The sequence below is a fragment of the Actinoplanes sp. CA-131856 genome (genome assembly GCF_050956135.1).
GTDB lineage: Bacteria > Actinomycetota > Actinomycetes > Mycobacteriales > Micromonosporaceae > Actinoplanes.
Window position 1 is genome coordinate 8456179 of sequence record NZ_CP191849.1, and the last position, 19050, is coordinate 8475228.

17 protein-coding genes are annotated in these 19050 nt (G+C 71.1%); 6 read left to right on the forward strand and 11 right to left on the reverse strand.

Features of this window, described 5'->3' with window-relative positions:
* Window positions 1–4 precede the first annotated feature (4 nt).
* The gene (locus tag ACQP2X_RS38740; RefSeq protein WP_498690459.1) at window positions 5–2566 is read left to right on the forward strand and encodes an NACHT domain-containing protein; all 2562 of its coding nucleotides are present in this window, start codon (window positions 5–7) and stop codon (window positions 2564–2566) included.
* Between the two features lies 1 nt (window position 2567).
* On the opposite strand, the gene ACQP2X_RS38745 is transcribed toward ACQP2X_RS38740, so the two are convergent.
* The 10 genes from ACQP2X_RS38745 to ACQP2X_RS38790 form a co-directional block, all read right to left on the reverse strand.
* Window positions 2568–3410 (reverse strand): helix-turn-helix domain-containing protein, encoded by an 843-nt coding sequence (locus ACQP2X_RS38745; protein WP_498690460.1) that lies wholly within the window; start codon window positions 3408–3410, stop codon window positions 2568–2570.
* Window positions 3411–3419: 9 nt separating this feature from the next.
* Complete coding sequence (locus tag ACQP2X_RS38750) at window positions 3420–4598, reverse strand: glycoside hydrolase family 1 protein (protein WP_498690462.1); 1179 nt, start codon at window positions 4596–4598, stop codon at window positions 3420–3422.
* 178 nt (window positions 4599–4776) lie between these two features.
* Window positions 4777–5940 carry an alpha/beta hydrolase family protein gene (locus ACQP2X_RS38755; protein WP_498690464.1) on the reverse strand — a complete coding sequence of 388 codons (1164 nt, stop codon included), beginning with the start codon at window positions 5938–5940 and terminating at the stop codon, window positions 4777–4779.
* An 8-nt stretch (window positions 5941–5948) separates the two neighbouring features.
* Window positions 5949–6773 carry a fumarylacetoacetate hydrolase family protein gene (locus tag ACQP2X_RS38760; protein ID WP_498690466.1) on the reverse strand — a complete coding sequence of 275 codons (825 nt, stop codon included), beginning with the start codon at window positions 6771–6773 and terminating at the stop codon, window positions 5949–5951.
* 386 nt (window positions 6774–7159) lie between these two features.
* Window positions 7160–7879, reverse strand: a complete 720-nt coding sequence (locus ACQP2X_RS38765; protein WP_498690468.1) for an SDR family NAD(P)-dependent oxidoreductase — start codon at window positions 7877–7879, stop codon at window positions 7160–7162.
* Complete coding sequence (locus ACQP2X_RS38770) at window positions 7879–8826, reverse strand: VOC family protein (RefSeq protein ID WP_498690469.1); 948 nt, start codon at window positions 8824–8826, stop codon at window positions 7879–7881. Before ACQP2X_RS38770 ends, ACQP2X_RS38765 begins: the two co-directional genes overlap by 1 nt.
* Window positions 8827–8835: 9 nt before the next feature.
* Window positions 8836–9588, reverse strand: a complete 753-nt coding sequence (locus ACQP2X_RS38775) for an SDR family NAD(P)-dependent oxidoreductase (protein ID WP_498690471.1) — start codon at window positions 9586–9588, stop codon at window positions 8836–8838.
* Complete coding sequence (locus tag ACQP2X_RS38780; protein WP_498690472.1) at window positions 9585–11363, reverse strand: aldehyde dehydrogenase family protein; 1779 nt, start codon at window positions 11361–11363, stop codon at window positions 9585–9587. Before ACQP2X_RS38780 ends, ACQP2X_RS38775 begins: the two co-directional genes overlap by 4 nt.
* Window positions 11364–11367: 4 nt before the next feature.
* Entirely contained in the window at window positions 11368–12351 is a 984-nt protein-coding gene (locus tag ACQP2X_RS38785; RefSeq protein WP_498690474.1) for a fumarylacetoacetate hydrolase family protein, read from the reverse strand.
* 5 nt (window positions 12352–12356) lie between these two features.
* Window positions 12357–12647, reverse strand: coding sequence for a putative quinol monooxygenase (locus ACQP2X_RS38790; RefSeq protein ID WP_498690476.1), 291 nt, complete (start codon window positions 12645–12647; stop codon window positions 12357–12359).
* Window positions 12648–12834: 187 nt separating this feature from the next.
* On the opposite strand from ACQP2X_RS38790, the gene ACQP2X_RS38795 reads away from it, so the two are divergent.
* The 5 genes from ACQP2X_RS38795 to ACQP2X_RS38815 are packed head-to-tail and all read left to right on the forward strand — an operon-like array spanning window position 12835 to window position 18165.
* Window positions 12835–13800 (forward strand): sugar ABC transporter substrate-binding protein, encoded by a 966-nt coding sequence (locus ACQP2X_RS38795; RefSeq protein ID WP_498690478.1) that lies wholly within the window; start codon window positions 12835–12837, stop codon window positions 13798–13800.
* 1 nt (window position 13801) lies between these two features.
* Complete coding sequence (locus ACQP2X_RS38800; RefSeq protein ID WP_498690480.1) at window positions 13802–14851, forward strand: ABC transporter permease; 1050 nt, start codon at window positions 13802–13804, stop codon at window positions 14849–14851.
* A gap of 1 nt (window position 14852) precedes the next feature.
* On the forward strand, window positions 14853–15638 hold the full coding sequence (locus ACQP2X_RS38805) for an ATP-binding cassette domain-containing protein (protein WP_498690481.1): 786 nt from the start codon (window positions 14853–14855) through the stop codon (window positions 15636–15638).
* Entirely contained in the window at window positions 15635–16762 is a 1128-nt protein-coding gene (locus ACQP2X_RS38810; RefSeq protein ID WP_498690484.1) for an FAD-dependent monooxygenase, read from the forward strand. The genes ACQP2X_RS38805 and ACQP2X_RS38810 overlap by 4 nt, the downstream gene beginning before the upstream one ends.
* Window positions 16759–18165 (forward strand): FAD-binding oxidoreductase, encoded by a 1407-nt coding sequence (locus ACQP2X_RS38815; protein ID WP_498690485.1) that lies wholly within the window; start codon window positions 16759–16761, stop codon window positions 18163–18165. The genes ACQP2X_RS38810 and ACQP2X_RS38815 overlap by 4 nt, the downstream gene beginning before the upstream one ends.
* On the opposite strand, the gene ACQP2X_RS38820 is transcribed toward ACQP2X_RS38815, so the two are convergent.
* On the reverse strand, window positions 18105–19019 hold the full coding sequence (locus ACQP2X_RS38820) for a LysR family transcriptional regulator (RefSeq protein WP_498690487.1): 915 nt from the start codon (window positions 19017–19019) through the stop codon (window positions 18105–18107). The two genes, ACQP2X_RS38815 and ACQP2X_RS38820, sit on opposite strands and share 61 nt — an antisense overlap.
* Window positions 19020–19050: the final 31 nt, after the last annotated feature.

The window sequence follows — 19050 nt, forward strand, 5'->3', positions numbered from 1 at the left end:
GCACATGGCCAAAGCCAACCCGCTGAGCTATGAGGGCGCCCTCACCCTGCTCGGCCCGGATTCCCCCGCGACCGAGGTCCTGCGGCAGGCCGCCCGCACCGGGGTGCTGCTCGGCGCGATCGTCCACCCGCCCGCGCTCGGCGCCGAGCCCGGCCGTCTCCTGCGTGATCTGCTCGCGCCCACTCTCGTGCTTCTTCGCAGCGCCCGCGGCCGCTACCGGTACGAGTTGGTCGCCGCCACCCACACGACGATCGCGGTGACGGCGCTCTTCGACGCGCTGCGCGAAACACTGGGCCCGATCTACGAGTCGCTCGAGGCCGACGGCGAGGAGAAGCTGCGCCTGGCCCGCTCGCCCGGCGAGATCATGACGCAGGCGGGCTGGATCGACCGGCTCGCCGACGTGGTCCTCCCGCTGCCGTCACCGGTGCTGGGCTTCGAGGAGAATCTGCACGACGTCCTGGCGCCGCGCGTGGCGGAACTGGCCAACGCGGCGCTCGCCTTCTTCGAGGGCCTGCGCCCGTGGAGCTCGGTGGCGCCGGGGGCCGTCGCCCGCGCGACCAGCCGGTGGCGGGAGCTCTACCACGACTATTACCTGAGCATCGGCGCCGATGTGCCGGAGCTCTTCGTCTGGGCCTCGCACGGTCGCCGTGCCGCGACCCGCGACGAGCTGCACCGGGTCAACGCCCGCCTCCTGGAGGTCCTGGAGCGGGCCTCGGAGTCGATGGGCCAGCTCCACGACATCCTGGCCGCCGGCGTGCGCACGCCCAGGCCGGAGCGCGGAACCATCCGGGCGAACCTCGCGCGGGCCGCCACGGCCGTGCTCGACCAGCCGTTGCTGCGGTCGTCGAAGCCGCCGGGCGGCCTGTCGCTGCCGACCGTGGCCGAAGGCTTCGTCACGCCCCGCTTCCGCGTCGCGGTCGCCTCCGCCACGTCGGCGGGCGAGATGTCCCAGGAACGCTGGTGGGCCGAGCGCCCGGTCGACGACGAGCTCGACGTCTTCCTCGCCGGCTACCTGGCCCATCCGGACGCCGCCCGGCGCCCGCTGCTGGTGCTGGGTCACCCCGGCGCCGGCAAGTCGCTGCTCACCGAGATCCTCGCCGCACGCCTGCCGAGCGAGCGCTACGCGGTCGTTCCGGTGCAGCTGCGCCGGGTCACGGCCGGCGACCCCCTGCTCGACCAGGTGGAGTCCGCGCTGCGTGACATCCTGCACGAGCGGGTCTCGTGGGGTGACCTGGCCGAGGAGTGCGCCGAGGTGACGCGTGTCGTCCTGCTCGACGGCTTCGACGAACTCGTCCAGGCCACCGGCACGACACAGTCGAGCTACCTGACCGAGGTCACCCGGTTCCAGGCCGAGGAGCTGGCGCTCGGCCGCTCGGTGGCGGTGATCGTCACGTCACGGACGATCGTGGTCGACCGGGCCCGGGTTCCCGAGGGCGCACTGGTGATCAAGCTGGAGGAGTTCTCGGACGCGCAGATCGGGCAGTGGACGGAGGCGTGGAACAAGGCGAACACCCGTACCCCCGGCTTCGCCGCCCTGACGGTGGCCGACATGTCGCGGCACGGCCAGATCGCCCGGCAGCCGCTGCTGCTCACGCTGCTCGGCATCTATCACGCCGACCCGAACGCGGCCCGCCTCTCCGACGGCAAGCTCTCCACGGCGACGCTCTACCGCATGCTGCTGGACAACTTCATCCACCGGCAGGTCGCCGACAAACCGGAGCGGCCGCCGTCCGACGATCAGCTGCCGCGCCTGCTGGGCGAGCTCCGGTGGCGGCTGAGCATCGCGGCCTTCGGCATGTTCAACCGCGGGCGGCAGCACGTCAGCGACCGCGACCTCGAACGCGATCTGGAGGTCTTCCTCGGGCGTGACGACGGCGTGGCCCGCGGCTTCGATTCGCCGTCCGGGCGGGCCCATCAGACCGTGGCCGGATTCTTCTTCGTCCACGTGTCGCGTGTGGACGAGCACACAGCCGACCCCAGACGGACGTACGAGTTCCTGCACGCGACCTTCGGCGAGTTCCTCATCGCCGAGCGCGCTCTGCTGCTGCTCGACAGCTACGCCCGCGACCACGCCCGGCGCCGCTCGGACCCGTCGCTGCACGAGGCGCCGGACGACAGCCTCCTGCGGGCGATGCTGTCCTACCAGCCATTGACCCTGCGCCGCCCGATCATCGACTTCGCCGCCGGCTTGGCGGCACGTTTTCCCGAGGCCCGCCGTACGGAGATGCTCGCCGCCGCCGTCGCCTTGCTGGCGCAGGCCCGCTCCCGCGCCTTCGGCCGCTACCAGGCGTACGCGCCGGTGCCGCCGGACGTCGTGGCGGCGTGCGCCTCGTACACGGCCAACCTGGTCGTGCTCGCCCTGCTGCTCAGCGGTGGTGAGATCGAGGTCGCCGCGCTCAGCCCGAACGGCGGCGCGGCCGGCGACTGGTGGACCCGCGCCAACTCGCTGTGGGGCGCGGGGCTGGACGAGCAGGCCTTCGACAGCATGGGGTCCTCGGTATCGGTCGTGCCCGCGCCGGGAAGCCCGCAGGAGGTGGACCGCCTGCGCCTGCTCGCGCGGTTCTGAGTCACGACCAGAGCCACGGCCGCGGCAAGCCACCGGCCCCGTAGCCGGCCGCCACCCGATGCAACAGCTGTCCGGTCCGGTCGGGGTCGAGAGACGCCGCGCGCAGAGACGCGAAGTGATCAGTCATCTCGTCGCCGAGGGTGCCGCCCTCCCAGACCCAGTCGCCGTTGTGGAGATCGGCGTAGACGAGGTGGCCGATCATCTCGTCGGACACCACCACGTAGGAGTGCTTGCGGACGATCTGGCTCTCGAAGGGCAGGATCCGCAACTCGACCTGCGGGCGGCGTGCGACCTCGGCCAGCCGTCGCACCTGCTCGGCCATGACGGCCGGGCCGCCGACGCGCCGGAACAAGACCGCCTCGTCGATCACCGCCTCGAACCTGGGCCCATCGGCACGATTCCAGAACCGCCGCTGCCGCTCCGGCAGCAGGTCCAGATCTCCGTACGCCGCGGCGTAGGACGCCGTCCGGAGCAAAGACGGCACCAGACCGGCCGCGTACTCGGAGAACTGACCGGCCTCCGCTTCCAAGCCGAGCAGCGTGGCCGACGCACCCGACAGCAATCTCCGATCCTCGTGCCACCAGCCCCGCTGACGCGCCGCGCCGGCCAGCCGCTCGAGCTCACGGCGAATCGCCTCGCCGAGGCCCAGCACGGATGACAAAGCATCAAGGTCGGTGCGGCTGACACTGACATCACCGTTCTCGATGCGCGCCACCTTGGACCCCGACCAGCCGAGCCGGCGGGCGAGATCAGCCTGGGTCAGCACGGCCACCTCGCGCGCCCGCCGCAAGTCGGCCCGGAGCAGGCGGGCGGCCCGGATCGGGCCGAGCTTCGGCGTCTCCACGAGCGAAGCTTAGGTGCTCAAGGGCCCCTTCCGGTTCGACCGCGCGACGGATCCCAGCCACTGCAGGCTGGGCTTCGGGCGGCGCTCGAAGGTTTCGCGGTCGACCTCGACCAGGCCGAACTTGGGGCCATAGCCCTCGAACCACTCGAAGTTGTCCAGCAGACTCCAATGCAGATAGGCACGGACGTCGACACCGTCGGCCATCGCGGCGGCCAGGCCCGCGAGGGCGTCCCGGGTGTAGTCGATCCGGCGGCCGTCATCCTCGGTGGCCAGGCCGTTCTCGGTGACGAGGATCGGGGTGCCGTTGCTCAGCTCCGAGGCCCGGCGAACCATCTCGCCCAGGGCGGCCGGGTAGTACTCCCAGCCGTTCATCGTGGACTCGGCGTCGGGTGGGGTGGGCAGGGCGCCGCCCTTGCCGAGCCAGATGCGGGAGTACGCCTGGACCCCCACGAAGTCGTCGCCCTTCGCCGCCTCGAACCAGGCGTCCTGGGCGTCATGGCGGAGTCGGCGCGCCTCGTCGTCGGTCTCCGGGGTCTCCTGCAAGTTGAACGAGGCGATGGTGAAGCCCGAACGGACGCCGCGGACCGAACGCAGGACCTCACGCGCGCGGCGGTGGGCGGCCAGCAGGGCCTCGGCCAGCTCGGGGTCGGGAGCCGGCGGAAAAGCCATCGAGCCGTCGTGGCGCATGTTGACGATGACCGAGGTCAGGTTGGGCTCGTTCAGAGTGCAGACCCACGGTACGCCCTCGCGGATGACCGGCAGCGAGTTATCCACAAAGCGTTCGAAGCGGTCGAGGTTGTCCACAGATCGCCAACTGCCGCTTTCGTCGAACCATCGCGGCACGGTGAAATGGTTCAACGTCACGACCGGGGTGACGCCCCGCGAGAGGCACTCGTCGACCATGCGCCGGTAATGGTCGAGGGCGGCTCGCGAGAACTGTCCGGGGGCCGGCTCGATGCGGCTCCATTCCAGGCTGAAGCGATAGGCGTTGAGGCCCGCATGCGAAAGGAGAGCGATGTCCTCGCCGTAACGGCGGTAGCTGTCGCAGGCGTCGCCGCTGGGCTGGAGACCGAGCGCGTGTTCGCGCGCCCACCAGTCGTTGTTGACGTTGCCGCCTTCGACCTGGTGCGACGCTGTGGAGGCGCCCCAGAGAAAGGCAGGTTCGTCTTCGCCACCAGATAATTTCATCCTTCATCCCATCGGCGTGGCCGGGAATTCGCGGTGACCGTTGAAGTCGGCATGAGAGAGCCCAGCCCTGAACCGACCGCTGGAATGACAGCTCCTGCGCGCCGTTCTGCCCGCGGAAACTGGGCGCGGCTGATCGCTGTGCGCCGGATGCCGGAGGCCGAGCGGGCGCCGGGTTCGTTCATGAGCGACCGTCCAGCCAGGCGAGCGTGTCCTCGATCCAGTCGGCGGTGAAAGCGCCCACGTGCGGCAGGTGGTCGAGCCCGATGTGCTCGGTCGCGCCCTCCTCGGGGGTGAAGACCCGGAGCTCGCGGCGAGGACTGTTCACGGCCTGCTCGTAGGACTGGTAGGCGTCGGCCACCGGGATCTGGCGGTCGTTCTCGCCGTGGGTGATCAGGAACGGGCAGGTGATCTGCTCGACCACGCCGTCGAGGGTCACGGCCTCGGCCTGCTCGATGAACGTGTCGATGTCGGGGGCGCCCCACACCCAGAGCACGTGCTCCCAGTAGTGCGGCACCGGGTTCTCGCCCTCGCGTTCGCGGCGGCGCTTCTGGATCTGGCCCCAGTTGTGGTTGGCGCCCCAGGCCACGGCCAGCGCCAGCCTCTTCTCGAAGGCGGCCGCCCGCGGCACGTAGTAGCCGCCGAGCGACCACCCGACGAGGCCGATCCGGTCGCTGCGGACGTCGGGCCGCCCGGAGAGATAGGTGACGCAGGCCGCGGCCCAGTCCTCGGTCGTCACGCGGGAGGTCAGGCCCTCCAGGCGGAGCGCCTCGCCGCTTCCGGGGCAGTCGACCATCAGGGTGGAGATGCCCCGGGCGGCCATCTCGGCCGGCCAGCCCGAGGTGTACATGTGTTCCTTGGTGGAGTCCAGCCCGTTCCACATGATCATGGTGGGGGTGGGTTCGCCGTCGCGGGAGGCGTTCGTGAAGTACGCCGGCAGGTGTGTGCCCTCGAACGGGACGCGCACGCGGGTGGTGGCCGGGTCGATCAGGTCGAAGCTCTTCTGCATCAGGTACAGGCAGTGCTGGTAGACGGCCTTGCGACCGGGGGCGGAAGCACTCTGCATCCGTTCGGCCTGGCAGAGGTACGCCGCGGCGCGCAGATATTTCTGGCCGGCCGTGCGGAGGTGGCCGTTCTTCTCGGCGTCGGCCGCCTGGCCTTCGAGCTGGTCGGCCACGCGCTGCCAGGAGGCCATGAACTCGCGGGTTCCCACGTCGGAGCCCTGGGCGGCCAGGTCGCGGATGGGGCGGCAGGCCCGGTCGACCTCGTCGATCATGCCGCCGCTGTTGAGGGTCGCGGCCACGCCGAGGTTCCAGATGTAGTTGCCCGGGAAGTACTCGAACATGCGACGGCCTACTTTCTGAACGGGGTGAGAGGCGGAGCGGGGTGGCCTTCGGCCACGGTGGTGGTCAAGGTGCCGAGGCCGTCGACGGTGATGGCGACGACGTCGCCCGGCTCCAGCGGCGGTGGGTCCTGGCGGCCGGCGCGGCCCCACAGCTCGGCCAGGCAGCCGCCACCTCCGGTCGTGCCCGAGGCGAGCATGTCGCCGGCGGCGACCACCGAGTCGCGGGAGGCGTAGGCGATCATCGTGGGGAACGTCCAGCCCATCGAGGTGAGGCGGTCGTGGCCGACGGCGGCGCCGTTGACCGAGACGGTGCAGGCCAGGTCGAGGAAGCCGTCGGCGTCGTGGCGGGTGGTGAACTCGTCGGCGGTGACCAGCCACGGGCCGAGCGAGGTGCCGAAGTCCTTGCCCTTGGCGGGGCCGAGGCCGACCCGCATCTCGCGGCTCTGGAGGTCGCGGGCCGACCAGTCGTTGAAGATCGTGTAGCCGAAGATCGTGGCGGCGGCGTCGGTCTCGGACAGGGACGTGCCGCCGGAGCCGAGCACGCAGGCCACCTCCAGTTCGAAGTCGAGGGCCGCGCAGCCCCAGGGGCGCCGCACCGGGTCGGACGGGCCGGTCACGGTGTGCGGGTTGGTGAAGTAGAAGGTCGGCGCGTCGTACCAGGCGCCGGGAACGCCGGAGGTGCCGTCGACGCTGCGGCGCACACCCTCCACATGCGACTCGAAGGTGACGAAGTCACGGACGCAGGTGGGCCGCACCGGTGCGAGAAAGGTGACCTCCGAGGAGATCGGCGCGGAGCGCAGCGCTTCGGCACCGATCTCGAGCGCCCGCGACAAGCCGAGCACCACAAGTTGATCAACGGAAAGAGGGGCGGCGGAAGGGGAGTCGGAGGAAGGCGAGGCGGAGGAAGGGGACGCGGAGGAAGAGGAAGCGGAGGAAGAGGAAGCGGCAGAAAGGGAAGCGGGGAAAGGGGAAGCGGCAGAAAGCGAAGCGGGGAAAGGGGAAGCGGCAGAGAGCGAAGCGGGGGAAGGAGAAGCGGAGGAAGGAGAAGCGGAGGAAGGGGAAGCGGAGGAAGGGGAAGCGGAGGAAGAGGAAGCGGGGACAGAGACGATGGGATGGGGGAAGGAGGCGGCGGCAAGTGCGGGCAGGGGATGCAGGGAGCCCGACGGGGATACGACAACGCCGAGGGTTCGGGTGCCCGCGCGGACGGTGGCGAACTTCATCACGGGCTCCCGATGGCGTCGGCGATGCGCTTGTGGGAGACGTGGGCGGTCATGCCGCCGTCGACGACCAGTTCGGCGCCGGTCATGTAGGACGAGGCGTCCGACATCAGGAAGACCATCAGCGGGGCGATGTCGCCGACCGTCCCCGTGCGGGCCAGGGGGATCTCGGCGATCGCGGCCGCGCGGAAGGCCGGCGAGGCCGACTCCATGAGCGGGGTCTCGATCAGGCCGGGCAGGACCGCGTTGACGCGGATGCCGCGGGCGCCTAGCTCCAGTGATGCCGTCCGGGTCAGGCCGCGCAAGGCCCATTTGCTTGAGGTGTACGCCGCGGCGACGTGCCCGCTGAGGGCAGCCACCGAGCAGACGTTGACGATCGACGCGCCGGCCGGCATGCGCGGGACCAGGGCCTGGATGCCCAGCAGGGGGCCGGTCACGTTGATGGCGAACGTCCGCTCCCACGCGTCGAGCGGCACGTTCGGCAGGCGGTCGCGGCCGGCCACGCCGGCGTTGTTGATCAGGCCGTGGACCACCGGCAGGGAGGAGGCGAGGTCACGCCAGCCGGTCACGTCCCGTACATCGAAAGCGATGCAGTCAGCCGCCGGCAGGACGTCCACCGCGACCACCGACGCACCCGCCTCGGTGAGGGCCGACGCCGTGGCCGCGCCCTGGCCGCGGGCGGCGCCGGTGACCACGATGGTCTTCCCGTCCAACGCTCCCATCAGACCGGGGGCGCGACGAAGACGCCGCGGTCCTTGTCGTTGAAGGACTCCTTGGCGATCAGCTCGCTCATCGGGTCGGCCGTGCCCCACTGGTCCTGGGTCATCGGGTCGGCGATGTCGTAGACGCTCGGATGCCACTGGTCGGTCTCGAGGCGTTCGAGCTCGGTCGTGTACTCCATGGTGTTGCCGCTGGGGTCGATGAAGTACGAGAACGTGTTGTTGCCGGCCTTGTGACGGCCGGGGCCCCACACCTTCTTGATGCCGGCCCGCATGACCCGGCCCGTGCCCCGCATGTATTCGTCGAGGCCGCGCATCTCGAACGACACGTGGTGCACCGACGTGTGCGGGCCCTGGGCCAGGGCGAGGCTGTGGTGCCAGTCGTTGCACCGCATGAAGTGCATCATCTCGCCCATGTGCTGGCTCCACAGGCTGTCGGTGAGCTTGAAGCCGAGGTACGTCTCGTAGAACTCCCGCGTCCGGTTGATGTCGTTGGAGTTCATCACCGCGTGCGAGATGCGTACGGGAATGGCTTCTCCTTCTTCGATCGCCCGATGGTGGCGGGTTGCCACGCCGCTGGAGATCTCGATGGTACGGCCGTCGACGTCGAAGAAGCGGAAGCCGTAGCCGCCGCCCGCCGTCTGGAGCTGGCCGGGCTGGCTGACGAGCTGGATACCCTGCGACGCGAGCCGCTGGGCGAGGGCGTCGACGTCGGCGTCGGACGCGGCGCCGAACGCGATGAGGTCGAGCCGTTTCTCGGTGGCCTTGCGGAGGCGGACGACGTACTGCTCGGGTGAGCCCTCGGTGGCCAGGTAGGACAGGCCGCTGTCGGTGCCGACCTCGGTGAGCCCCCAGGTGTCCTTGTAGAAGGTGCGCTGGGTGTCGTAGTCGGGCACGGCCAGGTCGACGTGCCGCAGGTGGGTGATGCCGAACTCGTTCTGCTGGGACATCAAGACTCCTTAACCGAGTGTGGAACCGCCGCCGTCGACGACGAGGTTGGCGCCGCTGATCCACGACGACTCGTCCGAGGCGAGGAAGACCGCGGCGTTGACCACGTCGTCGACGTGGCCGTGGCGGCCGAGGGGGATGCGGTCGAGCACGATCTCCTTCAACCGCGCGGGCGGGTCGGCCAGCAGCGGCGCGGTGTTGGGAGTGAGGACGAGGCCGGGGCTGATGGCGTTGGCGCGGATGCCGTACGGGCCACCCTCGACGACCAGTTGCAGGGTGAGCGCGAGCACGCCGCCCTTGGCCGCGCTGTGCGCGTTCTGCGCCATGAACTCGACGCCGCGCATGGCCGCGATCGAGCCGACGTTGATGATCGAGCCGCCGCCGTACTGCTTCAGGAACGGCCAGGCCGCGCGCACGGTGTAGTAGACGAGGCTGAGCTCGTTGCGCATGGTGAAGTCCCAGTCGTCGACGCCGAGCTCGTCGAGCGTGCCGAACCGCTGCGCGGAGGCGTTGTTGTAGAGCACGTCGATGCCGCCGAAGTGCTCGACCGCGCTGCGCACCCAGGCCGCCGCCTGCGCGGGGTCGGAAAGGTCGACCCCGCCGGTCACGAACATGTCCGGGGTACGCCACCTGGCGCCGACGCCGGGGTCGAGGTCGCAGCCGGCCACCCGGGCGCCCTCGGCGGCGAACCGCTGCGCGGCGGCGGCCCCGATGCCGCCGCCCACGCCGGTGATCAGCGCGATCTTCCCGTTGAGCCTGGTCACTTGGCCGCCCTCCGGTCGAGCAGCTCGATCAGGTTCCCTTCCGGATCGGCCACGAACGCCATCCGGATGCCGGGCTCGGGTGACTGCCGCGGCGCCATGCGGTCGGTGGCGCCGGCCTTCAACAGTTCGGTGTAGGCGTGGCCGACGTCCGCGACATCCAGGGCGATATGTCCGAAGCCCCGGGTCAGCGCCGCTTCGACCGGGCTGCCCGCCCGCATCCCGGCGACGTTTCCGGCCCGGTGCAGCAGCTCGATCCGGTAGCCGGCGCCGCGCAGCATCACCCCTCGGAAGTCCACGTCGGGGAGCGTGAACTCGAACTCCGTCCGCAACCCGAGGGCCGCGCGGTACCAATCGGTCATGACGCCGAGGTCACCGACGGTCAGGCCGACGTGGTCCAGGCCGGCGCTACGGTGAGCGGGACCGCCGCCCGGCCCGAGGTAGACCGTGCGGACGTTGGTGAACTCCCGCGTCCCCTCGGCCGAGAGCTCACGCCCGTATCCACTGCGGCCCACGCCGCCGAACGGCAGCCGCGGGTCGGAGGCGACGATGGCGTTGACGAACAGCGCACCCGACCGGATCCGCCGCCCGGCCGCGAGGCCGCGCTCGGACCGGCTCCACACCGCCGCCCCGAGCCCGAAGGCGGTGTCGTTGGCCAGGGCGACCGCGTGCTCGTCGTCGCGGGCCCGGACGATGACCGCCACCGGCCCGAACGTCTCCTCCGCGAACGCCGCCATCCCCGGCTCGACGTGGTCGAGCACGGTCGGCGGATAGAAGAAGCCCGGCCCGTCGGCCGGTTTCCCGCCGGTCAGCAGCGTCGCGCCCTGGCCGATCGTGCGGGTCACCTGATCGTGCAGGGCGTCGCGCAGGTCGGCCCGGGCCATCGGCCCGAGCGGCGGCAGCGCCGCCACCTCGTCGAGCAGCAGCCGGGCGAACTCGCCGGCCACCGCCGAGGCCACGATGAACCGCTTGGCCGCGATGCAGCTCTGCCCCGCGTTGCCGAACCGGGAGCGGGCCGCCGCGGTCGCCGCCGCCGGCAGGTCGGCGTCGTCGAGCACCACGAACGGGTCGGAGCCGCCCAGCTCCAGCAACGACTTCTTCAGCGCGGCCCCGGCCGCCGCCGCCACCGCGCTGCCGGCCTGTTCGCTGCCGGTCAGCGTGACCGCGGCGATCCGCTCGTCGGCCACGATCCGCGCGGTCAGCGCCGGCACGTCCGCCTCGTCGATGACCAGCGACTGGAACAGCCCGTCGGGCGCCCCCGCGTCGGCGAACAACGCCTCGAGGGCCAGCGCGCAGCCGGTCACGTTGGGCGCGTGCTTGAGGACCGCCGCGTTCCCGGCGGCCAGGGCTGCGCAGGCGAAGCGCAGCACCTGCCAGAACGGGTAGTTCCAGGGCATCACCGCGAAGACCACGCCGAGCGGCTCGTAGCTGAGCCAGCTCCGGGCCGCGCCGCTGACCACCTCGTGGTCGGCCAGCCAGTCCGGCGCCTGGGAGGCCACGACCTCGCAGTTGAGGGCGCACTTGTCGACCTCGGCCAGCGCCTCGGCGAGCGGCTTGCCCATCTCGGCCGTGATCATCTCGGCGTACCGGGTGCGGCGCTCGGTCAGCAGCTTGCCCACCGAGCGCAGCAGGAACAGCCGCTGGACCAGGGAGGTGGACGCCCACACGGCCGCCGCCGCCGACGCCTCGGACAGGGCGGCGTCGATCCGGTACCAGTCGTCGGCCGGATAGGACGCGAGCGGCTGCCCGGTCGCCGGGTCGACGGTCACCACGGCCACCGCGTCACACCCCCTCGGTGACGCGCCGGCGGGCCGGGACGATCGACGGCACCTGCTCGGTGGCCGCCACGACCCGGTTGCGGATCGTCCCGACCCGCTCGACCGACATCTCCACGACGTCGCCCACCCGCAACGGCGGCGGGGTCAGCAGCCCGCTGCGGCCCCACGACTCGGCCAGCGCGCCGCCGCCGCAGGTGCCCGAGGCCAGCACCTCGCCCGCTTTCACCCAGGAGGCCCGGGACGCGTACGACACGAGATGCTCGAACGACCAGCCCATGTGCGCGGACCGGTCGCGGCCCACCCGTACGTCGTTGACCTTGACCGTCATCTCGAGGTCGAGGAAGCCGTCGGCGTCGCGGCAGTCGTCCAGCTCGTCGGCGGTGACCACCCACGGGCCGATCGTGGTCGCGAAGTCCTTGCCCTTGGACGGGCCCAGGCCGAGCTTCATCTCGCGGCCCTGCACGTCGCGGGCCGACCAGTCGTTCATGACCAGGTAGCCGCCGATCGCCGCGCGGGCCTGCTCCGGCGTCACGTTGCGGACGTCGTGGCAGATCACCGCGGCCAGCTCCAGCTCGAAGTCGAGCCGGTCGGTGTCGGGCGGCATGGCCACGTCGTCGTACGGGCCGGTGACCGCGTGCGGCGCCATGAACAGGAACGACGGTGCGGCGTACCACTCGTCGGGCACCTTCGGCGCACCCTGCATGCCCTTGCCGACGCCCTCGACGTGCGACTCGAAGGTCAGGAAGTCCCGCATCGCCACCGGGTAGACCGGCGGCAGCAGCACGACGTCGTCCGGGCCGAGCCCGTCGGAGCGGGCGGCCGCGTCGGCCGCCGCCTCCCGCTCGGCCGGGTCGGCCGCGAGCAGCGCGATCAGGTCGGTGCCGTCCGGGAAGGCGTGCAGCCACCAGGCCGAGCGGTCGCCCACGACCAGCCCGGTGCGGCGGGTGCCGGCCGGGTCGTCCGGCCGGCGGAAGGCGGCGAGCTGCATCGCGGTCAGCCGATCGTGGTGTAGAAGGCGCGCTCACGCTGGGCGAGCACCGGGATCGCCTGGCCGTGGCCGTACTCGGCGAAGTGTTCGGAGGCGCCGTGGGCCGCGTAGGCGTCCTCGTCGGTGTAGACCTCGAAGAGCCGGAACACCGTGGGCTCGGCCGGGTCCTGGTACGCCTGGTAGTAGAGGTTGCCGGGCTCCTGGCGTGACGGCGGGGTCAGCTTCTCGATCGCGTCGAGGACGACGCCCTCCTTGCCGGGCTCGGCGGTCCAGGTGGCGCTGACGACGTAGGCCATGGCGAGGCTCCTCGTGGTTCGGATGGTTTCCTCACGCTAGGTGCGGACCCCGGTCACCGAGAAAGCGCGCACGGCAATGCCAGGCATGTTTCGGGCTGATGGCAGCCATGTGTATCGCGAGGTTCCAGTGCCCGTCCGCCGCGTGCTCTTCTGTGGCGAACGACACACGCCCTCCCGAGGAGATGCCGTGACACCAGCTCAGAGATCGGCCGCGGCCATCGTCGCGGCCGGGTGCCTCACTTTCGTGTCCGCCTGTTCCGGCGACACCCAGCCCGCCACCGGAGCTTCGTCCTCCGAGACCAAGACCGTCGTCTTCTCCCCCTTGGCCCTCAAGATCCCGGCCATGAAGGGCCTCTCCGAGGGCGTCACGGGATATGGGAAGAGCAAGGGGTACGAGGTCATCGTCCAGGACCCGAACCAGGACCCGCAGAAGCAGCTCCAGCAGCTGCAGAGCGTCATCGAGACCGGCCGGGCCGGCGGCGCCTGGGTGATCGCGAACCAGCCCGCCTCCCTGTCGGCGCTGGTCAAGACCGCGCAGAGCAAGAAGGTCCCGATGATCCTCAACGGGGTGCCGTCCGACTACGGTCTGGCCGCCCCCGAGGCCGGGCTGTCCTTCTCGACGATCGACTACAAGGCGCAGGGCACGGCCATCGGCCAGGAGCTGGGCAACTGCATCAACGAGAAGCTCGGCGGCAAGGCCGAGGTGTTCGACGTCAACAACGCGGCCGGCGTCGCCGGCAAGGAGGAGCTGGAGAACGCCGCGAAAGAGGCGCTGAAGGCGACCGCGCCCGGCGCCACCATCGTGCAGACCGTGACCACCACCGACCGGGCGGCCACGCAGACCGGGGTGAGCGGCGCGTTGCAGGGCCACCCGAACGTCAAGGCGGTGCTCGGCGCGAACGACGAGTCGGCGCTCGGCTCGCTCGGCGCGTTCGACGCGGCCGGCAAGGAGCTGACCTGTGTCACCGAGGCCGGCGGCAACGACGAGGTGCTCGGCCTGGTCAAGGAGGGCAAGATCTACGCCTCGGTGGTGCTCCAGTTCGACGCGGACATGGCCCAGTCGTTCGACACGCTCACGAAGATGATGGGCGACCCGGCGGCGGTCGGCGTGCAGCTCACCGTGCCGCAAAAGGTCGAGAAGGCCGGGAGCTGACGTGGCCGTGTCCGCGCAGCCGATGGTCACCGAGACCGCGGTGCCCGCCGGGCGTGACATGCCCCGGGCCGTGTCCGTGCTGGTCTTCGCCCGCGACCGTGGCATCTTCGTGCTCTGGGCCGTGATCATTCTGGTCTTCTCGTTCTGGTGCGCGCCGTACTTCGCGACGCTGGACAACGCCATGCTGGTCGCGAACGCGGCCGCCCTGACCGCCATCTTCGCGGCCGGCGTCGGCTTCGGCGTGATGACCGGCGTGCTCGACCTGTCGCTGCCCGGCACGGCCGCGTTCGCCGCCTGCGTCACCGGCTGGCTGATGACGCACGGGCAGCCGGTGTGGCTGTCGCTGGCCGCCGGCCTGGTCTGCGGTGTGCTGGTCGGCCTGGTCAACGGGCTGATCGCGCTGCGCGGCTTCAACCCGATCATCGTCACCATCGGCAGCCTGTCCGCGCTGTCCGGCCTGGCCGCGGTGATCGCCGGCGGCTACACCTTCCCCGGTCTGCGCGAGCTCCAGTTCATGGGCACCGCGCGCTACTTCGGGGTGCCGGCCCCGGTCTACATCGTGGCGGCGCTGTTCCTGATCGGCACGCTCTTCCTGACCCGGACCCGGGACGGCATCCGGCTCATGGCGGTCGGCGGCAACAGCGAGGCGGTCCGCCGCTCCGGCATCCACGCCGACCGCTACCGGGTGCTCGGCTTCGTCCTGTCCGGACTGTGCGCGGCGCTCGGCGGGCTGGTCACCACCGCCGTGACCACCGAGGCCACGCCGGAGGCCAGCCCCGGCGTCATCTTCAGCGCCCTGACCGCCGTCGCCCTGGCCGGCGTCGCCCTCACCGGCGGCCGCGGCTCGCTGCCGCGGGTGCTGGTGGGCGCGCTGATCCTGGCCACCATCGCCAACGGCCTGACCATCCGTGGCATCCAGCCCTACTGGGCCACCGTGGTGACCGGCCTGCTGCTGTTGACCTCGCTCGGCCTGGAACGGGTGATCCAGCGCGGGGTCTCGAACCGATTGATGTCCGTCGCCAACCTGTCCGTGCACAACCGGAGCGTGTGACATGCCTTCCGCCTTGCGGCTCAGCGGCATCGAGATGCACTACGGCTACGTCCGCGCGCTGTCCGGCATCGACTTCCACGTCGAGCCGGGCGAGGTGGTCGGCCTCCTCGGCGACAACGGCGCCGGCAAGTCGACACTGCTGAAAATCATGTCCGGCGCCCACCGGCCCACCGCGGGCACGGTCGAGGTCCACGGTCGGCGGGTCGAGTTCCACCAGCCGAGCGACGCCGCCGCGGCCGGCGTCCAGATGGTCTATCAGGACCTGGCCCTGGTCGACGCCCAGGACATCTCCACCAACCTCAACATCGGGCGCGAGATCCTGCGCCGCGGCCCGCTCGGCTGGCTCGGCTTCGTCGACCACAAGGCGATGCGCCGCCGGTCCGAGGCCGAGCTCGACCGCTTGGGGGTACGCACGGCGCCGATGACCCGGCCGGTCGAAATGCTCTCGGGCGGCCAGCGGCAGGTGGTGGCCCTGGCCCGCAGCGCGATCCGGGTCAGCGGCGGCGACAGCGGCGTCCTGCTGCTCGACGAGCCGACCGCGGCCCTCGGCTACGAACAGACCAAGCAGGTCGAGGCCCTGATCCGGCGGATGGCCGGCCAGGGCGTGGCCATCGTGCTGGTCACCCACAATCTCCCGCTCTGCCACGAGGTGGCCGACCGGGTGACGATCCTCAACCGCGGGGCGAAGGTCGCCGACGTCCGGCTCGACGAGACCGAGACCGACCACATCGTCGGCTGGATCACCGGCGCCCGCGCACCGCAACCGGAGCTGAAGGAGACCTCATGAGCAGTCGCGTCCTCGTCGTCGGCGGCGGCATCACCGGCAGCGTTCTCGCCCTCGCGCTGGCCCAGCGGGGTGTGGGCGTCGTCCTGGCCGAGCTGCGCGGGAAGTGGGGCGGCGCCGGGCACGGCATCACCCTGCAGGGCAACGCGCTCAAGGCGTTCGCCCAGGTGGGCGTCTTCGACGAGATCGCGGAGCGCGGGCACTGCTTCGGCACCCTGCGGATGCGTACGGCCGACGGGAATTTGATCATGGAGATCCCGACACCGCCGATGGGCGGGCCGGACGTGCCGCCGACCATGGGCGCGCTGCGGTCGGACGTCGCCGAGGTCCTGGCGAACGCCGTCGTCAAGGCGGGCGTCGACGTGCGGCTGGGCACCACGGTCACCGCGATCGAGGACCACGGCGACGGGGTCACGGCGACGCTGTCGGACGGCTCGGCCGAACGCGTCGACCTGCTCGTCGGCGCGGACGGCATCCACTCGAAGGTGCGGTCGCTGATCGGTATCGACGCCCAGCCGCGGCGCACGGGCATGGGAATCTGGCGCGTGGTCGGGGCACGGCCGGCCGAGATGGAGTGCTCCGAGCTCTACTACGGCGGCCCGAAATACAAGGCCGGATATACGCCGATCTCCAAGGACCTCTGCTACGCGTTCCTCCTCGAGGGTGAGCTGGATCAGTCCTATGTGGGCGAGAAGGTCAACGGCAAGACCTTCAAAGACCATGGTCAGGGGTACGGCGGAACGTGGGGCCGGGTGCGCGACGGGCTCCCGGACGACGCGCTGGTCAACTACCAGTACATCGAGTCGATCCTGGTCTCCGAGCCCTGGTACCGGGGGCGGAGCATCATCATCGGCGACGCCGCGCACGCCTGCCCGCCGCTGATCGCGCAGGGCGCGGCCATGTGCGCCGAGGACGCGGTCGTGCTGGCCGAGATGCTGACCAGCGGCGACGGTGTGGACGTCGACGCGGCCCTGCGCGGGTTCTGGGAGCGGCGGTTCCCGCGCGTGAAGATGGTGCTGGACAACAGCTTGCAGCTAGCCGAGTGGGAGATGCACCCGGAGACGCCGGGCGCCGACCCGGGCCGGGTGATGGGGCAGACGCTGCACGCGCTCTGCGCTCCGGCGTGATCCTTTACGACGGCGACCCGGGCTATGAGCGGGCCCGGGTCGACCGGATCTTCAACCGGCGGCTGCCGGTGCGGCGGCCGGCGGCGATCGTGAAGGCGTCGACCGAGCAGGACGTGGTCGACGGGGTGCGGCTGGCGCGGGAGCGCGGGTGGCAGGTGGTGGTCCGGTCGGGCGGGCACAGCTGGGCGCAGTGGTCGCTGCGCGACGAGGCGGTGGTGATCGATCTCGGCGGGATGCGCGAGATGACGTACGACAATGGGGTTGTCCGGGTTTCGCCGTCGATCAAAGGCGGCAGTGAGCTGGCGCCGTATCTGGCCGCGCGGGGGCGGTTCTTTCCGGGCGGGCATTGCCCGACGGTGGGGCTGGGCGGCTTCCTGCTGCAGGGCGGGCAGGGATGGAACGCGCGGGGCTGGGGATGGGCCGCCGAATACATCGAGGGCATCGACGTGGTCACCGCGGACGGGTCGCTGGTGCACGCCTCGCCGTCCGTCAACGAGGATCTCTTCTGGGCGGCGCGCGGGGCCGGGCCGGGGTTCTTCGGGGTGGTGACGCGGTTCCACTTGAGGACCATTGCCGCTCCCGCGTACGTCGCTCACACCGTACAGGCGTACCGGCTCGACGATTTCGACGAAGTGATGACCTGGCTGCAGGGCGTGCACTCCTCGGTCGCGCCCTCGGTCGAGATTGTGGCCCTCACCAAGACGGACCGCACCATTGCCGACGAGCCGATCCTCCTCGTCACGGGCGTCGCCCTGATCCCCGCCGCCCACGAGGAGTCCGCCGCCCACGAGAGCTCCGCCGCCCGCGAGGAGTCCGCCGCCCGCGAAGCCGCTGACCTCACCCTCGCGCCATTCCGGACAAATCCTGCTTTGTCGCGTGCGTTGCTGGTGATCGACGCGCAGCCGACGACGCTGGAGCACGAACGCGCCCGCCAGCTCCGGGACAACCCCGAAGGGCATCGCTGGGCGGTCGACAACGCGTGGGTGTCCGGGCCGCCGTCCGAGGTGGTGCCCGCCTCGCGCCGCGTCTTCACCACTCTGCCCAACGACAAGTCGTTCACCATCTGGTTCAGCATGGCGCCGCTGCGCCAGTTGCCGGACATGGCGTTCTCGTTGCAGTCGGAGATCTATCTGGCCAGCTACGTGCTCTGGACCTCCGAAGCCGACGACGAGCGCTACCGGGGCTGGCAGCGCGACGCCATGGCCGACCTCGACCCGGTCAGCGCCGGGCAATATCTGGGCGACACCGATCTGAGCCGCCCGATCCCGTTCCTGACCCCTTCCCACGCCGCGCGGCTGGCCGCCCTGCGCGACACATGGGACCCCGACCGCGTCTTCCCCGGCTACGGGTTGGCGGGCGCCAGCACCTCGCCCACCTCGTCGAGCCGGGCGAACAGCCACTGATGGGCCGGGTCGCCGAGCCGGTCACGGGCGAACCAGTAGCCCTCGGCCAGCGGCACGTGCCCGAACGGGGGCTCCACCACCACCAGCGTGCTGGTGTGCAGGCGGGCCTGCCGTTCGGGCACCACGGCGACCAGGTCGGTGCCCTCGATGACGAACGGGAGCGGAAGCCAGCCCCGTACGGTCGCCTCGATCCGCCTCTCGATGCCGAGCTCGCCGAAGATCCGGTCGACCGGGGTCAGCACGGCCGGCCCGAAACCGGCCACCGCGTGCGGAAGCTCGGCCAGATCGTCCAGCGTGAGGCCCTTGTCGGTCAGCCGCGGATGGCGGGCGTCGACCAGGCAGACGAAACGGTCACGCCACAGCGGCCGTGACTCCCCCGGGAATCCGAGACCCAGCGGGGCGATCACCGCGTCGTACTTGAGCATGGTCCTTTCGGAGGTGCGGGCGTCAGGCCGCATGTGGTCGATGCTCAGGCTCACCCCGGGCGCCAGCTCGGTCACCCGGGCCAGCAATGTCTCGTGCACCACGGCGATGGCGTAGTCGCTCATGGCGAGCCGGAACGTGCGCTCGCTGGACGCCGGGTCGAACTCGTCCTCGACGCGCAGCGCCGTGCCGATCAGCCGCAGCGCGTGCTGCACCTCGGGCAGCAGCTCGACCGCGAACGGGGTCAGCTCGTAGTCGCGGCCGCTGCGGGTCAGCAGCTCGTCGTTGAACTTGCGCCGCAGCCGGGCCAGGGCGGTGCTCATCGCCGGCTGGCCAAGCGCCAGCCGCTGCCCGGCCCGGGTCACGTTGCCCTCCTCGAGCAGGACCTTCAGCGACAGCAGCAGATTCAGATCGGTGCCACCCAGGGTCACCGGCTTACTTTCGCAGGCCGGCGGCCTAACA

Excerpts from the sequence above, each read along its gene's own strand:
- ACQP2X_RS38805 (WP_498690481.1), top strand. The coding sequence starts at position 14,853 with ATGCCTTCCGCCTTGCGGCTCAGCGGCATCGAGATGCACTACGGCTAC.
- ACQP2X_RS38770 (WP_498690469.1), bottom strand. The coding sequence starts at position 8,826 with ATGTCCCAGCAGAACGAGTTCGGCATCACCCACCTGCGGCACGTCGAC.
- ACQP2X_RS38790 (WP_498690476.1), bottom strand. The coding sequence starts at position 12,647 with ATGGCCTACGTCGTCAGCGCCACCTGGACCGCCGAGCCCGGCAAGGAG.
- ACQP2X_RS38740 (WP_498690459.1), top strand. The coding sequence starts at position 5 with ATGGCCAAAGCCAACCCGCTGAGCTATGAGGGCGCCCTCACCCTGCTC.
- ACQP2X_RS38810 (WP_498690484.1), top strand. The coding sequence starts at position 15,635 with ATGAGCAGTCGCGTCCTCGTCGTCGGCGGCGGCATCACCGGCAGCGTT.
- ACQP2X_RS38750 (WP_498690462.1), bottom strand. The coding sequence starts at position 4,598 with ATGAAATTATCTGGTGGCGAAGACGAACCTGCCTTTCTCTGGGGCGCC.
- ACQP2X_RS38785 (WP_498690474.1), bottom strand. The coding sequence starts at position 12,351 with ATGCAGCTCGCCGCCTTCCGCCGGCCGGACGACCCGGCCGGCACCCGC.
- ACQP2X_RS38755 (WP_498690464.1), bottom strand. The coding sequence starts at position 5,940 with ATGTTCGAGTACTTCCCGGGCAACTACATCTGGAACCTCGGCGTGGCC.
- ACQP2X_RS38765 (WP_498690468.1), bottom strand. The coding sequence starts at position 7,879 with ATGGGAGCGTTGGACGGGAAGACCATCGTGGTCACCGGCGCCGCCCGC.